General features: G+C 57.8%; 17 protein-coding genes. 9 read left to right on the top strand and 8 right to left on the bottom strand.

The window, feature by feature from the left end; genetic code table 11:
• The coding region (locus V7680_RS12355; RefSeq protein WP_335653580.1) for an MFS transporter at positions 1-349 on the top strand (349 nt) is incomplete at its 5' end.
• A 10-nt stretch (positions 350-359) separates the two neighbouring features.
• On the opposite strand, the gene V7680_RS12350 is transcribed toward V7680_RS12355, so the two are convergent.
• A complete protein-coding gene (locus tag V7680_RS12350) occupies positions 360-2,687 on the bottom strand; it encodes a CDC48 family AAA ATPase (protein WP_442955018.1) in 2,328 nt (775 codons plus the stop codon).
• 341 nt (positions 2,688-3,028) lie between these two features.
• Between V7680_RS12350 and V7680_RS12345 the strand changes: the two genes are divergently transcribed.
• Positions 3,029-3,907 carry a LysR substrate-binding domain-containing protein gene (locus V7680_RS12345; RefSeq protein ID WP_335653579.1) on the top strand — a complete coding sequence of 293 codons (879 nt, stop codon included), beginning with the start codon at positions 3,029-3,031 and terminating at the stop codon, positions 3,905-3,907.
• Between the two features lie 9 nt (positions 3,908-3,916).
• Here the strand turns inward: V7680_RS12345 and V7680_RS12340 are convergent, their stop codons facing one another.
• On the bottom strand, positions 3,917-4,480 hold the full coding sequence (locus tag V7680_RS12340) for a carboxymuconolactone decarboxylase family protein (RefSeq protein ID WP_335653578.1): 564 nt from the start codon (positions 4,478-4,480) through the stop codon (positions 3,917-3,919).
• Between the two features lie 9 nt (positions 4,481-4,489).
• Positions 4,490-4,939 (bottom strand): peptidylprolyl isomerase, encoded by a 450-nt coding sequence (locus V7680_RS12335; protein WP_335653577.1) that lies wholly within the window; start codon positions 4,937-4,939, stop codon positions 4,490-4,492.
• Between the two features lie 161 nt (positions 4,940-5,100).
• Here V7680_RS12335 and mgtE point away from each other — a divergent pair, with 161 nt between their 5' ends.
• Both mgtE and V7680_RS12325 read left to right on the top strand, forming a co-directional pair.
• A complete protein-coding gene (gene mgtE / locus V7680_RS12330; protein WP_335653576.1) occupies positions 5,101-6,510 on the top strand; it encodes a magnesium transporter in 1,410 nt (469 codons plus the stop codon).
• Between the two features lie 8 nt (positions 6,511-6,518).
• Positions 6,519-7,034: a GNAT family N-acetyltransferase gene (locus V7680_RS12325; protein WP_335653575.1), complete on the top strand. Its 516-nt coding sequence runs from the start codon at positions 6,519-6,521 to the stop codon at positions 7,032-7,034.
• Positions 7,035-7,052: 18 nt separating this feature from the next.
• Here V7680_RS12325 and V7680_RS12320 read toward each other — a convergent pair whose 3' ends face one another.
• A complete protein-coding gene (locus V7680_RS12320; RefSeq protein ID WP_335653574.1) occupies positions 7,053-7,469 on the bottom strand; it encodes a hypothetical protein in 417 nt (138 codons plus the stop codon).
• Positions 7,470-7,628: 159 nt separating this feature from the next.
• Between V7680_RS12320 and V7680_RS12315 the strand changes: the two genes are divergently transcribed.
• Complete coding sequence (locus V7680_RS12315; protein ID WP_335653581.1) at positions 7,629-8,042, top strand: DUF1489 family protein; 414 nt, start codon at positions 7,629-7,631, stop codon at positions 8,040-8,042.
• Here V7680_RS12315 and V7680_RS12310 read toward each other — a convergent pair.
• The 4 genes from V7680_RS12310 to V7680_RS12295 form a co-directional block, all read right to left on the bottom strand.
• Positions 8,039-9,061: a glutathione S-transferase N-terminal domain-containing protein gene (locus V7680_RS12310; protein WP_335653573.1), complete on the bottom strand. Its 1,023-nt coding sequence runs from the start codon at positions 9,059-9,061 to the stop codon at positions 8,039-8,041. The two genes, V7680_RS12315 and V7680_RS12310, sit on opposite strands and share 4 nt — an antisense overlap.
• A 1-nt stretch (position 9,062) precedes the next feature.
• Positions 9,063-9,944: an NAD(+) diphosphatase gene (nudC, locus tag V7680_RS12305; protein WP_335653572.1), complete on the bottom strand. Its 882-nt coding sequence runs from the start codon at positions 9,942-9,944 to the stop codon at positions 9,063-9,065.
• Between the two features lie 85 nt (positions 9,945-10,029).
• The gene (locus V7680_RS12300) at positions 10,030-11,373 is read right to left on the bottom strand and encodes a serine hydrolase domain-containing protein (RefSeq protein ID WP_335653571.1); all 1,344 of its coding nucleotides are present in this window, start codon (positions 11,371-11,373) and stop codon (positions 10,030-10,032) included.
• Positions 11,370-12,437, bottom strand: a complete 1,068-nt coding sequence (locus tag V7680_RS12295) for an A/G-specific adenine glycosylase (protein ID WP_335653570.1) — start codon at positions 12,435-12,437, stop codon at positions 11,370-11,372. Before V7680_RS12295 ends, V7680_RS12300 begins: the two co-directional genes overlap by 4 nt.
• A 27-nt stretch (positions 12,438-12,464) precedes the next feature.
• On the opposite strand from V7680_RS12295, the gene V7680_RS12290 reads away from it, so the two are divergent.
• From V7680_RS12290 to V7680_RS12275, 4 genes are all read left to right on the top strand, one after another.
• Complete coding sequence (locus V7680_RS12290) at positions 12,465-13,148, top strand: DUF721 domain-containing protein (protein ID WP_335653569.1); 684 nt, start codon at positions 12,465-12,467, stop codon at positions 13,146-13,148.
• Positions 13,145-13,828: a DsbA family protein gene (locus tag V7680_RS12285; RefSeq protein WP_335653568.1), complete on the top strand. Its 684-nt coding sequence runs from the start codon at positions 13,145-13,147 to the stop codon at positions 13,826-13,828. The genes V7680_RS12290 and V7680_RS12285 overlap by 4 nt, the downstream gene beginning before the upstream one ends.
• Positions 13,829-13,861: 33 nt before the next feature.
• Complete coding sequence (locus V7680_RS12280; protein WP_335653567.1) at positions 13,862-14,605, top strand: thioredoxin domain-containing protein; 744 nt, start codon at positions 13,862-13,864, stop codon at positions 14,603-14,605.
• 72 nt (positions 14,606-14,677) lie between these two features.
• A partial coding sequence (locus V7680_RS12275) for a chromosome segregation SMC family protein (RefSeq protein WP_335653566.1) occupies positions 14,678-16,725 on the top strand: 2,048 nt, incomplete at its 3' end.

Here is a 16,725-nt window from a genome sequence, read left to right as displayed (position 1 = left end):
ATGGGGTATGATCCTAGGCGCACTGGGATGCCTGATCATCGGGCTGTCCCATGATCTATACGGTATCATCATCGGATTTGCGGTTGCGTCGCTTGGCTTTGGCCTGTTCCGGCCGGGTTTTACCGCCGGCGCATCGCTTGCCGTCAAACGGTCAGAGCAGAATGGTGTCGCCGGCATTGTCGCATCGGTGAATGGCATGGCCTTTATCGCCTCTCCGGCGATAGGCGTCCTGCTCTACACCTATGCCGGACCGCTGCCTTTCTGGCTGGCGATAACCGTCTGCGTTTTCCTGTTCGGCTGGGGGTTCAAGGCCCTGGAACTCGATGATCGGATAACCGCCGAGCGCTAGGGCCCTGATTCTAGTGTTTGCTGTCCTTGATCGGCGTCAACATACCCGGTGACACAAAGCCGATCGTTTCGACGCGCATGGCATTCTGCTTCAGCTGAGACTCCATTTTGGAATATTCTTCCTCCATTTCCGGAGTCACCGACGCACGACTATCCTCTAGCGCTTTCTCGAAATGTTTCATCTGGACGGTTTCCACCAGTCCGCCATATTCCCGCAGCGCGTGAAGCCCTGCACGACGGACCAGATCCTCCAGATCAGCCCCCGAATAGCGATCCGTCCGCTCGGCCATATCATCGAGATCGACATCCTTGGCCATCGGCATTTTCGATGTGTGGATCGCCAATATCCGGCGGCGGCCATCTTTTCCGGGAACCGGAACATAGACCAGTTCATCGAAACGACCCGGCCGCAGCAGTGCCGGATCGACCAGACCAGGGCGGTTGGTTGCACCGATGACAATTACCGACTGCATTTCCTCCAGACCGTCCATTTCGGCAAGGATTGTATTGACCACCCGTTCGGTGACCTGGGAATCGCCCATGCCGCCACCGCGCGCCGGAACCAGACTGTCAATCTCGTCGATGAACAGGATCGTCGGCGCAACCTGCCTTGCCCGGGCAAACAGACGGGCAATCTGTTGCTCGCTCTCGCCATGCCATTTGGACAGAAGGTCGCTCGATTTGGTGGCTATGAAATTGGCTTCGGCCTCGCGGGCGACTGCCTTGGCCAGCAAGGTCTTGCCAGTGCCCGGCGGACCATAAAGCAGAAAGCCTTTCGCCGGACGGATACCCAGTCGGGTAAACGCCTCGGGGTTCTTCATCGGCAGTTCGATCCCCTCTTTCAATCGCATCTGCGCGTCGTCGAGGCCGCCAATATCCTCCCAGCGGACGTCGGGCGCCTGAACCATCACTTCGCGCATTGCCGAGGGCTGGACCCGTTTCAGGGCTTCGACAAAATCGTGGCGGTGGACCACCAACTCGTCGAGCACTTCGGGTGGTACGGTTTCCGATTCCAGATCAAGCTTCGGCATGATCCGGCGCACCGCTTCAATCGCGGCTTCCCGCGTCAATGCCGCGAGGTCTGCTCCGACAAAACCATAGGTTGTACGGGCTAGCTCTTGCAGATCGACAGCCTTGTCGAGCGGCATGCCGCGCGTATGGATGCCGAGTATCTCGCGTCGACCAGCCACGTCCGGTACGCCAACAATGATTTCGCGATCGAAGCGACCGGGACGGCGCAAGGCTTCGTCAATCGCTTCGGGCCGGTTGGTTGCCGCGATCACCACCAGATTGACCCGCGATTCGAGCCCGTCCATCAATGTGAGCAGTTGCGCGACCAGCCGTTTTTCGGCCTCGCCCTGCACCTGCCCACGTTTGGGCGCGATCGAATCAATTTCGTCGATGAACAGGATTGAAGGCGCAGCCTTGGTTGCCGCTTCAAATATCTCACGGAGCTTCTGTTCCGACTCACCATAAGCGGAACCCATGATTTCGGGGCCGTTGATCAGAAAAAACTCGGCTTCGCTTTCATTCGCGACCGCCCGGGCGAGCCGTGTCTTGCCGGTACCCGGAGGACCGTGCAGCAACACGCCGCGTGGCGGATCAACGCCAAGCCGGACGAATAGCTGTGGATAGCGCAGTGGCAACTCGACCATCTCGCGCAGCTGATCGATGGTTTCGTGCAAACCGCCAATATCGTCATAAGTCACGTCGGCGCGGCGATGTTCCGTCGATTCTTCATATTCCGGCCGCAGTTCGACCTCGGTATTCTCGTCGATATGGACGATACCCTTGGGCGAGGTGGAGACGACGTTGAGCCTTATCTGGGTGAGTGAGAAAGCAGGCGCAGCGAGCATTTGCCGCAGCTGCGGTGGCATGTCGCCGCGATCGACCTGTTGCTGCCCGTGGGTAGCGACAAAGTCACCCGATTTTAGCGGCCGACCCATGAAACTGCGTTTGAGACCGGCACCATTGCCCTGCAAGCGCAAGTCTTTCTGGGCGGGAGCAAAAACAACTTTCTTCGCCGGCTTTGATTCGACCTTTCGAATTTCGACAAAATCTCCAGCTCCGACGCCGGCATTGGCGCGTTGCAGACCGTCGAGCCGGACAAAATCCAGACCTTCGTCTTCGGGATAGGGCAAGACCGCACGAGCGGGAGTCGCCTGTTTGCCGATGATTTCGACAACATCGCCCTCAACAATTCCCAATTTTACCAGATTATCCCGCGATAGACGCGCCAGCCCGCGACCGCTATCTTCGGGTCTTGCATTGGCAACTTGCAGTTTCAGCAGCTTGCTATCTTCTTCGGGCTTGTCTTTACTCGGCGTTTGATCGGACACGGGGGTATCTCCTCGATTATCATATTGGTTGTTACCAACAAGATAGGGATCGACCCGACGATATGCGACTCTGATTTTCAAATGGCGGATCGCGTGGCGGATCTGGCCAAAAAAAAGGCCAGTTCCGAAGAACTGGCCTGAAAAGTTTTTAGGAGAGGATGCCTGAAAGGCTCATCCTAAATGCATCCAAACCATTTATTGTGCAAGTGCGAAAAGAACATTGTAGATTGCAAAGTTTGCAACTTGGAATTACAGTTAGTGACTGTTTTCCACCAGTTTATTAGATTCGTGCAAAATCTTGCATTGCACAAACCTGATTTAACAACGAGATTGGCCTTTCTATGCGGCGTTTACCCCCTCTTCGTGCCCTTGAGGCTTTTACCCGGGTCGCGCGCCTGGGCTCTTCCAAGGCTGCGGCAGCCGAATTGGCTCTGTCCGCTCCGGCCCTCAGCCGGCGAATCAAATCGCTCGAGGATCATATCGGCAAGCCGCTGTTCGAAAGGCGCAACCAGTCGATGATTTTGAACGACGATGGCCGTCTGTTGCTGGAAACCGTTGCCCCGGCGCTGGAAAATATCGCCGAAGCGGTGAACCAGATGACCGTATCCGGCGGCGACATGCGCCTGCGGCTAGGTGTGCTTCCGCTATTCGGAGCGACCCGGTTGCTGCCGAAGCTTCCCGCGCTCAAGAAATTATATCCGAAATTGCATATCGACGTCGACACTTCTGCCCATGCCGAGAATATTCTCGGCGACGCGGTCGATGCAGCGATCATCATCAGCGACAATATCGATCCCAATCTCTATTCGGTAAAACTGGACAGCAACAAGGTCTACGCGATTGCTTCGGTGGAACTGACCAAAGGACCGAATGCGATCAACAGGCCCGAAGACCTGAAGAATCACAATATATTGATCCACAGCAACATGACCCGGGCGTTCGACCAGTGGAAGGAAGCGGTCGGCCTGCCCGATCTGCAGCCCGCCGGTATCGACCATCTCGACAGCGGTCCGCTGATGCTCGAGGCGGCGGCTCAGGGGCTGGGCATTGCGATCATGCACGGCGGCCATTTTTCAGATGCCAATGATCCGCGGCTGGTGCGCTTGTTCGACCATGATGTCGACAGTCCCTACAGCTACTGGTTCGTCTGCCGCAAACGCGACAAGAAGAACCGCGCGGTGCGGGTTTTCCATGACTGGGTGATTAAAGCAGGACTTTAGATTGAGGCTTTAGGCCTTGAGGTCGGGGTCGAGCACCAGATCATCGTCCAGTTGCACGCCGAAGCTGTTGAGCAGCATCGACACCTGACTATATTGACCGACGGTCATCACCAGATCCATGCGCTGTTTCTCGGTCAGCTCCGCCAGAGCCTCCCAGGTCGCATCCGCAACATGACCATCGCTGGTCAGTTCGTCGGTAGCGCGTAACATGGCGCTTTCGATCGGGGTCCAGCCCGGCGCGTCTGGACCGGCCTTGATCCGCTCGATCTCTTCGTCGGTCAGACCGCAATCCTTGCCGATGCGGACATGCTGCGCCCATTCATAACCGGATTTCCAGTTGAAGCCGGTACGCAATATAATGATCTCGCGCTCGCGGGCCGGCAGGTCATTATGGTCGGACAGGATATAGCCGCCCCACCACATAAACGCCTTATAGGCTTTCGGCGCCTTGATCAGCGTCCGGAAAATATTGAAGATTTTTCCGGAACGGAAGCGCTCGCCCAGCATCGCCCGCTGCTCGGGTCCGAGTTCGGACTCGGCGAGCGGGGCGATCCTGGGTTTATCGAGACGCATTCCTATTTATTAGGCCAGAGTGACCGACTTGATCGCGCCTGGCTTTACTGGTGGCTCGCCTTTTGGAAGCGCGTGAACCGCTTCCATGCCGGAGGTGACTTCGCCCCAGACGGTATATTGACCGTCGAGGAAGCCGGCGTCGTCAAGGCAGATGAAGAACTGGCTGTTGGCGCTGTTCGGGTCCATCGTGCGGGCCATCGAGCAAGTGCCCTCGACGTGCGGCTCTTTGGAAAATTCTTGCGCAATATCAGGCTTGTCGCTGCCGGACATGCCAGTGCCGGTCGGATCGCCGCCTTGCGCCATGAAACCGTCGATGACGCGGTGGAATACAACGCCGTCATAGAAACCGTCGGCAGCCAGTTCGGTGATCCGGGCAACATGGTTGGGAGCCAGATCGGCCCGCAGCTTGATTTCTACGTCGCCAGTTTCAAGGTGGAGAGTCATTTTTTCGTGCGCCATCGTGTCTATTCCTTTTCGTTCATTGAATCGATCTTGGGGCGCATATAGCTAGCGTGATTGAAAAAATCACCCTGCCTTGGGTAAAATGTCACAAAAGATTGCAATTATACGGTCGCCACGACTAGTAAGCAGCCAAACGCGCATAGAAGGGGAGCTTCGCGATGACCGAGATCCACGACGCCCCACATGACGAGATCATACGCGAGGATGTTCTCGACGATGACAACCGGCTGACCGACGAATTTGTGCGCTCGGTTTCCGATGCAGTCGAAGATGGTAACTCCACTTTGGCGCAGGAACTGGTCAATCCGCTGCACAATGCCGACATTGCCGATCTGTTCGAGCTGGTCGATTCGGACGAGCGTGCGCCGCTCGCCGCCGCTCTGGGCGATCTGGTCAGCGCCGACGTACTCGCCGAGATGAACGAGCATGTTCGCGATGGCCTGATGGAAACGCTTGATGCGAGTCAGATTGCCGACCTCACCGAGCAGCTCGACACCGATGACGCTGTCGCGATCATCGAGGATCTTGAAAAGGGTGAACAGCAGGCGGTCCTTGCCGAGCTCGATGCCGAAGACCGCGCCGCGATCGAAAGCGCCCTCACCTATGAAGAGGAAACCGCCGGCCGGATCATGCAGCGCGAATTTGTCGCGGTGCCCGAACATATGATGGTCGGCGATCTGATCGACTATCTTCGCAAGAATGACGATCTGACCACCGAATTCTGGGAAATCTATGTAGTCGATCCGGCTTTCCGTCCGATCGGCACCTGCCAGCTGAGCTGGGTCCTCAGGACCCCGCGCGATATTGCCATCGCCGATGTGATGAAGCGCGAACAGTCGCTGATCCCGGTCAATATGGACCAGGAAGAAGTGGCGCTACGCTTCCAGAAATATAATCTGATCTCGGCTGCGGTGATCAACGATGACGGCCGCCTGATCGGGATGATCACCGTCGATGACATTCTCCATATTGTCGAGGACGAAGCCAGCGAAGACGTGCTGCTGCTCTCCGGTGCCGGCGACGGCGACATCAACGAACCGATCCGCGATTCCTATATAGCCCGCGTGCGCTGGTTAATCGCCAATCTGGCGACGGCGCTGGTCGCCAGCTTTGTCATCGCGATCTTTGGCGCGGCAATCGAACAGATGGTCGCGCTAGCGGTATTGATGCCGATAGTCGCATCGATCGGCGGCAATGCCGGTACTCAGACCATGGCGGTCTCGGTCCGCGCACTGGCGATGAACGAACTGACCAGATCGAACACCAAGCGGATCATCGGACGTGAATTCCGGATAGCCTTGCTTAACGGCGCGACCATCGCGGTGCTGGTCGGGATCGGCACCGGGCTGGTCTTCGCCAATCCCGTGCTCGGCGGGGTTATCGCGGTCGCCATGTTGATCAATATCGTGATCGCCGGTTTCGCCGGTATATTCGTTCCGGTCATGCTCGACCGGCTTGATCAGGATCCGGCGCTGGCCTCTTCGGTGTTCGTCACGATGATCACCGACACGATGGGTTTTCTCGCCTTCCTCAGCCTCGCCGTCGGCAGCGGCATGGTCAGCCTGTAGAACGCAAGATGATAGAAACCGAACGCCTGTTGCTCCGTCCGCACGCCATCGAGGATTTCGAGGCCTGCTATGCCATGTGGCAGGACCCGGCCGTGGTGGAATATATCAGCGGCACGCCCGCCACCGAAGCCGAAGCATGGTTGCGGTTTCTGGGATATGTCGGGCGCTGGCAGGTCATGGACTATGGCATATTTGCGCTGATCGAAAAATCCTCCGGCCGCTTTGTTGGAGAGGTCGGATATAGCGACTTTCGCCGCGGGCTTGGCCCCGACTTCGACCCCTATCATGAAGCGGCATGGATTCTCGCGACAGCCGGGCATGGCAAAGGCTATGCGCGGGAAGCGATGACAGCAGCGCAAAACTGGCTGGATGAAAAGTTCAATCCCGAGAAAACCGTTTGCATCATCAGTCCCGAAAATGTCCCGTCGATCCGGCTGGCTGAAAAACTTGGATTTCGCTCCACCGGTGATGCCGAATATCAGCAAAAAACGGTCAGGCTGTTCGAACGGCCAAGGCCAAAGTAACGACCAGCGCGGAAATAGTCAGCCTCGCGTTCCCGCATAAGTGGCGACGAATCCGCGCAGATCATTATAAATCCGCTCCCGCGCATCACCGCTGAGCATTTCGCAGCTCAGCGCATCAAAGCCCGGCCGGTTTTCGCAGGCGGCTAGGCGGATGGCCGCGATGAGCCATATCTCGTCAGGCGTCGTCAGCGAACAGCAAGGACGACCGATCTGGAACGGTTCCGGCCACGCAAATCCAATTGTCTCGGCGATGATCAATATCCGCGTGGCAGCGCGGTCACCGCCGAGCCGGTCGGACAATTGATCGCGGCAGTCATAGTCATTCTTGCTCGCGATCACTGCCAGCCGAAAAGCGATGATCAGCCGTGCCTCAACCGATGGCAATGTCCTGATATCCGGCAACGGCATTGCCAGCTTCTCTAATATCTCGCTCAAAATCCATCTCCTTGATTTTCGAATCCTGCTCCTTAATATGATATTGATAATCATTTGCAATAACAAACTTGCACGATGTCACAGGACGGCTTTGGCAGTTTGCGGATTCAGGTCCGGAAGGCGCTTGACTAAACCGGTCGTCGCCCACAAATGTCAGTCATGCCCCTGAACATGACGAAAATTGCCTATCGCAGCGAAAGCCCGGCGACGCTGCGAAACTGGCTCGAATCCCACAAGGATCACCCTGCCACCGGCGGCGAAGCGAGGCTTACCACCCGCTATTTGCCCAAGCGCCACGCGGAAATGGTCGGCGGTTCGCTCTACTGGATCCATGCCAAGAAGATTATCGGCCGTTCGCCAATCATCGGCTTCATGGATAATGGCGAGGGTCGGCAGTGGATCAGGCTCGAACCCCGTCTGATTGCCGTCCAGCCGATACCAAAGCGCGCCCATCAGGGATGGCGCTATCTCGAGGAAAAGGATGCGCCGGCGGATCTTGGCGACGGCGCGGAAGGGGCAGAGGAAATGCCGGCGGAAATGCTCGGCGAGCTGGCTAGTCTGGGACTGGTCTAAGCCTCGACGAACAAGGCTTCGCAACCGCTTCCGGTCAGCAACCTGTCGATCCGTTTACGCGCTTCGCCGGACAAGCCATGATAAGCTTCGCGCAGCGCGACCAGACATTTCGCCTGATAGGCAAACACCGGTTGCTGCCACAATCGCCCGTCAATCTCGGTTTCAAAATCTTTCGCGCCGGAACCGACGGCCTCTGCATTGGCGACCAGGAACGGCGCGTAAGTCCGGCCTATCTCCGACAACAACCCCTGAAGCGATCCATATTGATCGTCGGCCAGCCAGTCTCCACCCTTGTGCCCGGACAGGTCCTCCATCCGGTCAATCCATCCTCTGACGCGCTGGGCATATTTGTTTGTTAGCGCCATCGATGTCGGCTCGATCTGAGTGAGCTGGGTCAATTGACCGTGGAGAGCGAAATCGCAAGAAGACGGCCGGCTTCCCAGAATGAAGCCCTGCTGCTGGATTAACCGGTCGAGAAGGCCGAGCAAGCGGACATAGCTGTCCTCGATAGTTTTGGCGGTGACCTTGTTCGACCCGACGACGTAGAGCCGGTCAATCTGGCGTTTCGAGAATTGTGACGCCATGACGGCAACTTGCTCGTCCGGCAGATTGGGATTTGCCCAGTGAATCAAGAGCGGTGCGACGTGACCGGCGTCATCCTCGAACGCCCAGCGGAAGTGGAACATCGCCTTGGTCAGCCATTCATCGGCATAATCCTCGATCAGCAGATCGATGAAGCGCAATGCTTCCTGTTCCGGGATCACCGAACGATCGGCATAATCTTTCTCCAGCCGCCGGATGATCGGCGTGCTATCCACCACGGCTTCGAGATTGCCGTCACTATCGGGGAAAAAGAATGTTGGCAGCAAAGCTACTTTCGGCCTTGGATAGCCGGTCGGAGGACCCATCGCGCCACCCCAGATGACATTATGAGCAATGTGCCGGTAGCGCAGCAACGCCAGCATTTTTCTCGTATATGGCGACCCTGGCGCGCCGATCAGTTCGAGCCGCCTAGTCATATCAAGCCTTTCCATCCACCCAGTGTTTGAGCAGATTATAGGCGATTGCAAAGGGCGGCGGCGCGACGAACAGCGCATCCGGTTCGCCATTCATCGCCGCCTTGACCTCGTCGAGCGAGAACCAGGCCGCTTCTTCAATCTCTTCCTCGTCGAGTGTCAGGGTCGGGTCATCGGTAAAGCTGGTGCACGCGATCATCAGAGATGACGGGAAAGGCCAAGGCTGGCTTGCAACATAGCGGACGTCGCGGACCTTGATTCCAGCCTCCTCGAACAGCTCGCGCTTAACGCAACCTTCTATGCTTTCACCGGGTTCGAGAAATCCGGCCAGAGCGGAAAAGCTTTTCGGCGGGAAGCGCGGCTGGCGGCCGAGTAAGACCTTGCCCTCGCATTCCGACAGCATGATCGCCACTGGATCGGTGCGGGGAAAATGTTCTGCGCCGCAGCCGTCATTTTCCTTGTCGCACAATCGTGCCCAGCCGCCTTTGCGCGACTGGGTCGGCTTGCCGCATTGCGCACAAAATTTATGCCGGGCGTGCCAGTCGACCAGACTCCGCGCTGTCGCATATATCGCCGCCTGATCAGCGGGCAGATTTCCCAGCGTCTGCCACAGTGCCCGGTTGGCCAGGGGACCGGCATCCCCTGCCCCGTTCAGTTCGGCGAAAAAGGGCGTGTCGTCTTCGATCCCCAACAACAGCAGATCATTGTCAGGCGAGGCTTCATAGGCAGCACCCCAGGCGAGATCACCATAGTCGTCAAACACCGGATTGAGTCCATCCAGCTTGAGCAGCTTTGCGCGCGGGTTCATCATCACCGCGCGCAACTTGTCCGGATTGACGCGCACTTGATCAACGCGGTCGAGCGTCCCGCCGGCAAAGGTCGGCACTATGGTTTCTCTGGCTGTCAGAATCTTTACTCCGTCACAATTTCTCTTTCGGTCGCTCCCCGGACAGGGAACGGTTCAGTCCGGTTCAGGGGCTGGTTTTACCGGTGTCGACCGGTGCCGAGCCGTCAAGATCCGCGTAGACATATTTCGGAAAATCCGACTGGAACGGGTAGCTGTTCGATGGAATATATTGCGTATAACCACCTGCACGGAGACCGCGCGAGGTATCCACAAATGCCGCCGTTCCTGCAGCGCCACCCCACCCGAATGTGCCCGCAGGACTATCAATCGTACCCAGACCAGAACGTCCGCCAGCACCAAAGCCCTGCTTGGCAACCCAGGTTCCCGATGTGTCCACCGTATCAGGCAAGAGGTTGGACATGCCAAGCTTCGCTGTCTCCGGCTCCATCACCTGGACATTGCCCATTTTTCCGAACCCCAGCAGCATTTGCAGGAATTTGTCATAATCGGTAGCCGACCCGACGAGGCCGGTGCTGCCGAAGGCGAAGGGAGGCTTTTCAAGAAAAATGCTGGTTGCACCGGGATCGATCGGGATCAGCGCTCCGGCGAATGGCGCATAATTATCCGCAAGATCAACCGCCCGGTCGGCCGGAACATGATAGAACATATTGTTCATGCCCAATGGGCCGAACATCCGCTCATGCAAAAATTCATCAAGCGGCTTGCCGGAAACCTTCTCGATCACCGCGCTCAATACATCATGGCTAAGCGAATAGCTCCACTTCGTGCCCGGTTGATAGACCAGAGGCATTGTCGCCAGCCGCTGCATGAAGGTCGCAATATCCGGCGTGGGCGCACTCCGGTCAAAACCCGGGAGCGGGCTCCGGCTGACCCGGCCAGGCGTCAAGCCGGCGTCCAGATAGGCTTTCTGAATCGGGCCCTTGGAGATGATCGTGTAGCCCAGACCAGCCGTATGGGTCAGCAAATGACGGATCGTGATCGGTCCTTTCGCAGCCACGGTATTTTCAATCGGCCCTTCTGGCTCCGTCAAAACCTGCATATCTGCAAAGTCGGGAAAAATATCCGACAGCGGCTGGTCCATTGTAATCAGACCGTCTTCGATCAGCATCATCGTCGCCATGCCGGTAACCGGTTTGGTCTGCGAATACATCCGCCACAAGGTGTTGCCGTCGACCAGCTTGTCACCACCGAGTGTCAGAGAACCTGCCGAAATCACCTGTGGTGCCGCCTGACCGAAACCGATCATCGCCAGCATGCCTGCAACCTTCTTTTCCGCAACATATTGATTGATGACCTTGGTCAATCCAGGAAAGCTCGCCGCCATTTCCTTGGCAAAGGCGACGCTTGGCATGCTGGCAAGAAATGCGCCGATGCCCATACCACCGAGTACGGAACGCCGTGAAAATGGAGACCCAAGCGACGATGTTGCAAGTTGTTCAGATGTCATTTTTCTTCCTTCAGTTTCCAATCCACTGCCTTCGCAAAAAGAGTCGGCAGTCCGGCTTCCGCTATGTTGTCCAGCGGCCACCAGATATTATCATCTTTGTTAGTAACCATTTTTCCGTCCTGATAAACAGCCAAATCGACTTCGAGCGAAAAATGGGTGAAGCTGTGCTGAACGATATTGTCGTGCACTTGCCATTCACCGGCCATCGGCGGTGTCGCATGACCATCATTACCGGCTGCCCAGCCATCATCGGGCAGACCCCGCATTCCGCCCAGCATCCCTTTCGGCGGCCGGGTTGCGAGCAAGATCTGGTCCTGCTGCTCGATCCAGAAAAAGCGCGCCCGACGAACCGGCTTGGATTTTTTCGCTGGCTTGACCGGATGGCGTTCCATGTCGCCAATCGCGAAGGCCGCGCATTGCTTCTGCACCGGACAGATGTCGCATTTCGGATTTTTCGATGTGCAGATGGTCGCGCCCAGATCCATGCAGGCCTGGGCAAAATCACCGGCACCACGAACCGGCGTGATCGCATCCATCGCGGTGCGGATTTCAGCCTTGCCTTTGGGCAGCGGCGTATCAATCGCAAAGAGCCGCGCCACCAGCCGCTCGATATTGGCGTCGACGACCACGGCCCGTTCGGCAAAGGCAATCGCGGCTATCGCGGCTGCGGTATAGGCACCCACGCCGGGCAATTTGAGAAGCTCAGACTCTTTCTGAGGAAAGATTCCATTCAGCTTCTCAGTGACATGCACCGCACATTTATAAAGATTTCGCGCCCGGGCATAATAGCCGAGCCCGGCCCACGCGGCGAGCACGTCGGCTTCCTCGGCCCCCGCCAGGTCCCGAACCGTCGGCCAGCGCCGGGTGAATTTCTCGAAATAGCTTTTGACCGCGCCGACCGTAGTCTGCTGGAGCATCACTTCGGACAACCAGACATGATAGGGATCGGGCAAATTACCGCCCGGAGGCGTCCGCCACGGCAATATTCTGGCGTTATCCACATAATGTGCACCGATATTGACAGATATTTTACGCGCTTTGGCGGAGAAACTATCGACGGCCATAGCCGTGCCATGCCATAAATGGACATAATGGCGAAGAAAATTGGCATAACCGGTGATGAAAAGGCGAAATCCGTCGAGAACGGCAAACCCGCGTCCAAAAAAGCGCCGGTAAAAGCGCCCAGGAAAGCCAAAGCCAAAATATATCAGAAATACCAGCGCCCGCGCGGCGGCGCGGCGAAAAGCATATCCGATCTGATGCCCGAAATCGGCCGCGCCGCCTTCCGCCGCTACGGTTTCATCCAGAGTTCTGTGGTCAGCCGCTGGGTCGAGATAGTTGGCGAACGCTATGCGGCGGTATCGCTACCCGAATCGATCCGCTTTCCCCGCGGCGAGAAAGAAGGCGGGACGCTCCACCTGCTGGTTTCCGGTGCCTATGCGACGATGATGCAGCATATCGCTCCGGATATCATCATTCGGGTCAACCGCTTCTTCGGCTATGGTGCGATCAGTCATATCCGATTCAGGCAGGGTACGATAACCCCCAAGGAAGATAAGGAAAAGCGCGCTGTTCTGCCACATTCGCTTAGACCGGCGGCGATCCAGCTGGGTGAAAATCTGCGCGATATCGGCGACGCGGAATTGAACCGGGTGCTCGAATCGCTCGCATCGGCAGTTGCAAAGGCGGATGCGGACCTTAAGAACGATGCGCAGTTGAGCATCAAAGTCATCGGCAAGATCGGTGGCGGTGACAAGAAGAAGGACCAGACATGAGATTGAACAGCGCCTATTTTGCTTCGGCATTGGTGGCAGCCACCGTGATCGCCGCACCGGCATCCGCGCAGCAATCAGACCGAGTCACTCTCTCATCCATGGGCGGCCATATCATAGGCAGCCCTCTCGCCAAGCACAAGCTGACCGAATATATGAGCTACACCTGCAGTCATTGCGCGGATTTCGAGGCAGAATCCCATGAGGCTCTCGTCACGAAATTCGTCAGCAAGAGCCATGTCAGCTTCGAGGTCCGCAACCTCATTCTCAACCCGATTGATCTGACCGCAGCGATGCTGGCCCGCTGCGGCGGACGCACCAAGTTTTTCGGCAATCACCACGATCTTCTGGCCAAGCAATCGACCTGGTTGAAGAAATTCCAGTCCATTTCGCCCGAAGTGATGGCGACCATGAACGACGGCACTGTTCCCGAGCGGCTTAAGAAAATCGCCAAGGCTTCCGGCCTCGATGAATTGATGAAGGGTCGCGGCTATACGGCACCCCAGATTGACGCCTGCCTGTCGGACAAGGCTGAACAGGACAAGATATTGGCGATGACCAAACACGCCACTTCGACGCTGAAGCTCAGTGGAACGCCCAGTTTTACGCTAGGTGGCAAGCCTCTGGCGAATGTTCACAGCTGGAGCGCGCTGCAACCCAAATTGGCGGTATTACCGCGATAGATATTCCATCATCTCAGGAAACAGGAACAGATTATGCGTAGACTAACTTATATTGCACCGCTGGCATTTGCTCTGGCGCTGACTGCATGTGGCGAAGCGACCGAAGGCGCAGCCGGAGCAAGCTCGTCCGGAGCAGTAGAGGCTGTAGCAGCCCCGGCCGGACAAAAATGGTCCGATACCGTATCCAAGACCGAAGCGGGCGGCATTGTCATGGGCAATCCCGATGCCCCTCTGAAGCTGGTCGAATATATGTCGATCACCTGCTCTCACTGTAAAGATTTCGGGGAACAGGCGTTCGTGCCATTGCGCGACAATTATGTTGATAGCGGCAAGGTGAGCTTTGAAATCCGCAATTTCGTCCGCGATCCGCTCGACCTTTCCGCCGCTCTGCTCTCTCGCTGCGGCGGTGAAGCACCATTTTTCCCGCTGACCGAACAGGCTCTCGGCTATCAGACGACGATGTTTGAAAAAGCACAGGCAATCGGCGAAGCGACTTACAGCGATATTTTGCAATCCGATCCGAAGGTCCGCTTTGTCCGCCTTGCCGAACAGCTCGGCCTGATCGCCTTTTTCCAGCAGCGCGGCATTTCCGCAGACCAGGCCAAGGCTTGCCTGGCTGATACCGCAGCGGCTGAAAAATTGATGAGTGATACCCAGAAAGGTGCCGAGCAGTTCAACGTTGAGGGAACTCCGACATTCCTACTCAACGGGCAGAAGGTCGAAGGCACAAACTGGATCACTATAGAGACCAAATTGAAGGAAGCAGGCGCCCGGTAGGCGCTGAACCAATCGCAAGAGGGGGCGCGATTTGAAACTGCTCACTAATATAGGCTGCACGGGATCACACTCGTGCAAATAAAGAAGCTTCGACTCTCGGGCTTCAAAAGCTTTGTCGATCCGACAGAGCTCCGCATCGAAAAGGGGCTGACCGGCGTGGTCGGCCCCAACGGGTGCGGCAAGTCCAATCTGCTCGAAGCCATCCGCTGGGTGATGGGCGAAAACTCGGCCAAGTCGATGCGCGGAGCCGGCATGGAAGACGTGATCTTCGCCGGCACTCAGGATCGGCCCGAGCGCCAATTTGCTGAAGTCGCGCTGACCGCCGAACGCGAAACCAACGACGTATCGTCGCTGCATGTCGGCGACAATGACAGTGAACTGGAAATCGTCCGCCGGATCGAACGCGGATCCGGTTCAGCCTATCGCGCCAATGGCACCGATGTCCGCGCCAAGGATATCGCACTGATCTTCGCCGATGCTGCCACCGGCGCGCACAGCCCTGCCCTGGTCAGCCAGGGCAAGATATCCAATATCATTTCCTCCAAACCCGAAGCGCGGCGAGAAATGCTGGAGGAAGCCGCCGGTATTTCCGGCCTGCACGTCCGGCGCAGGGATGCCGAGCAGAAATTGCGCGCGGCGGAGAAAAATCTCGCCCGTCTCGATGACATTCTCGGTGACATGGAACAGCGCGCAGCCAATCTCCGGCGGCAAGCCAAGCAGGCAGAACGCTATCGCAAGCTGAGCGGTGAAATCACCACGGTCGAAGGTCGCCTGATTTATGCGCGCTGGAAAGAAGCCGCTGCCGCCGCCGATATCGCCAGGGCCGAAGCGGAAGCCGCCGAAGCTAAAGTCAGTGAAGCCCAAAGCGAGCAGCAAGCCGCTGTGTCCGCGCAGAATGAAAGCGCCAAGGCGCTTGGAATATTGCGGGCTGAAGTCCAGCGGGCGCGGGAAGAAGCCAGCGAGTCCAGCCACCGGCTGCTGACCCTGACCAACGAACGCGACAATCTGAAATCACGGCTGCTCGACCTGCAGGCGCAGGCCCAGCGGATTCACGACGACAATGCCCGCGAAGACCAGCTGACCCGCGATGCGATGGAGGCGCTGGACCGTCTCGAGCAGGACGAAAAGCGGCTTTCGACCGAATTGTCCGGCCTGACCAAGGAGCGCCCCGATCTCGAACGCGCCGCCGAACGCTCCGAACGCGCCGCGAGCGAAGCCGAAGTTGAACTTGCCAAGGCTGTGGCCGAAGAAGCCCGAATTCAGGCAGAGATTAAAGTCGCCAATGCCGCCGTCGATGCCGCGCAGGCGCGCCATGACCGGCTGGCTGTCGAACTGGGTCGCCTCAACGCCGAACGCGCCGAGATGGGCGATGAGGCAGAAATGCAGACTACACTCGCCGAAGCAATTGCGACGCGAGAAGCGGCGCAGACAAGAGCAGATGGCAGCGGTGGCAAGATTGCCTCGCTTGAGGAACAACGCGTTCAGGCCACCGCGGCGCGCGATGCTGCGCAATCCGGTCTGGCGACGCTGAAGGCGGAACTGGCCGGACTGCGGTCGGAACATCACGCACTGGATCGCGAACTGTCGAAAGTCGAAAGCGCGCACAAGGCGATCGATCAGGTCAAACCGGCACCGGGCTATGAACGCGCGCTGGCAGCGGCGCTGGGCGATGATCTGCTTGCCTCGATCGGCGAAGATGGCGACCGTTTCTGGGGCGGCGGTGAGGTAACCGCATCCGCCAAGCCACCGGCGGGAACCGAGACCCTGCTCGATCAGGTTCAGGCACCGGCGGAATTGCACAATCGCCTGTCCCAGATTTTTGTCGCGGATAGTGACGTTGGCCAGGCACTGTCGGTCGGTCAGCGGCTGGTCACCAAAGCGGGCGCGCTGCGCCGCTGGGACGGCTTTGTTGCCCGCGACGACGGCAATGCGAGTGCCGAACGGCTAGTCCGCGCCAATCGCCTGCGCGAATTGCAGGATATGCTGGTACCGGCCGAGGAGAAGGTCGCAGCGGCAGAAGCGACTCTGGTTGCTGGCCGCGAAGCGATGTCGGCAATCGAGACCCAACTCGGCGAAGCCCGCACCGCACGGCGCGAAGCCGAGGAAGCGCTGCGCCAATC

The sequence above is a fragment of the Parasphingorhabdus sp. genome (assembly GCF_036963705.1).
Lineage (GTDB): Bacteria > Pseudomonadota > Alphaproteobacteria > Sphingomonadales > Sphingomonadaceae > Parasphingorhabdus.
This window is presented reverse-complemented; position numbering and strand designations above follow the sequence as displayed.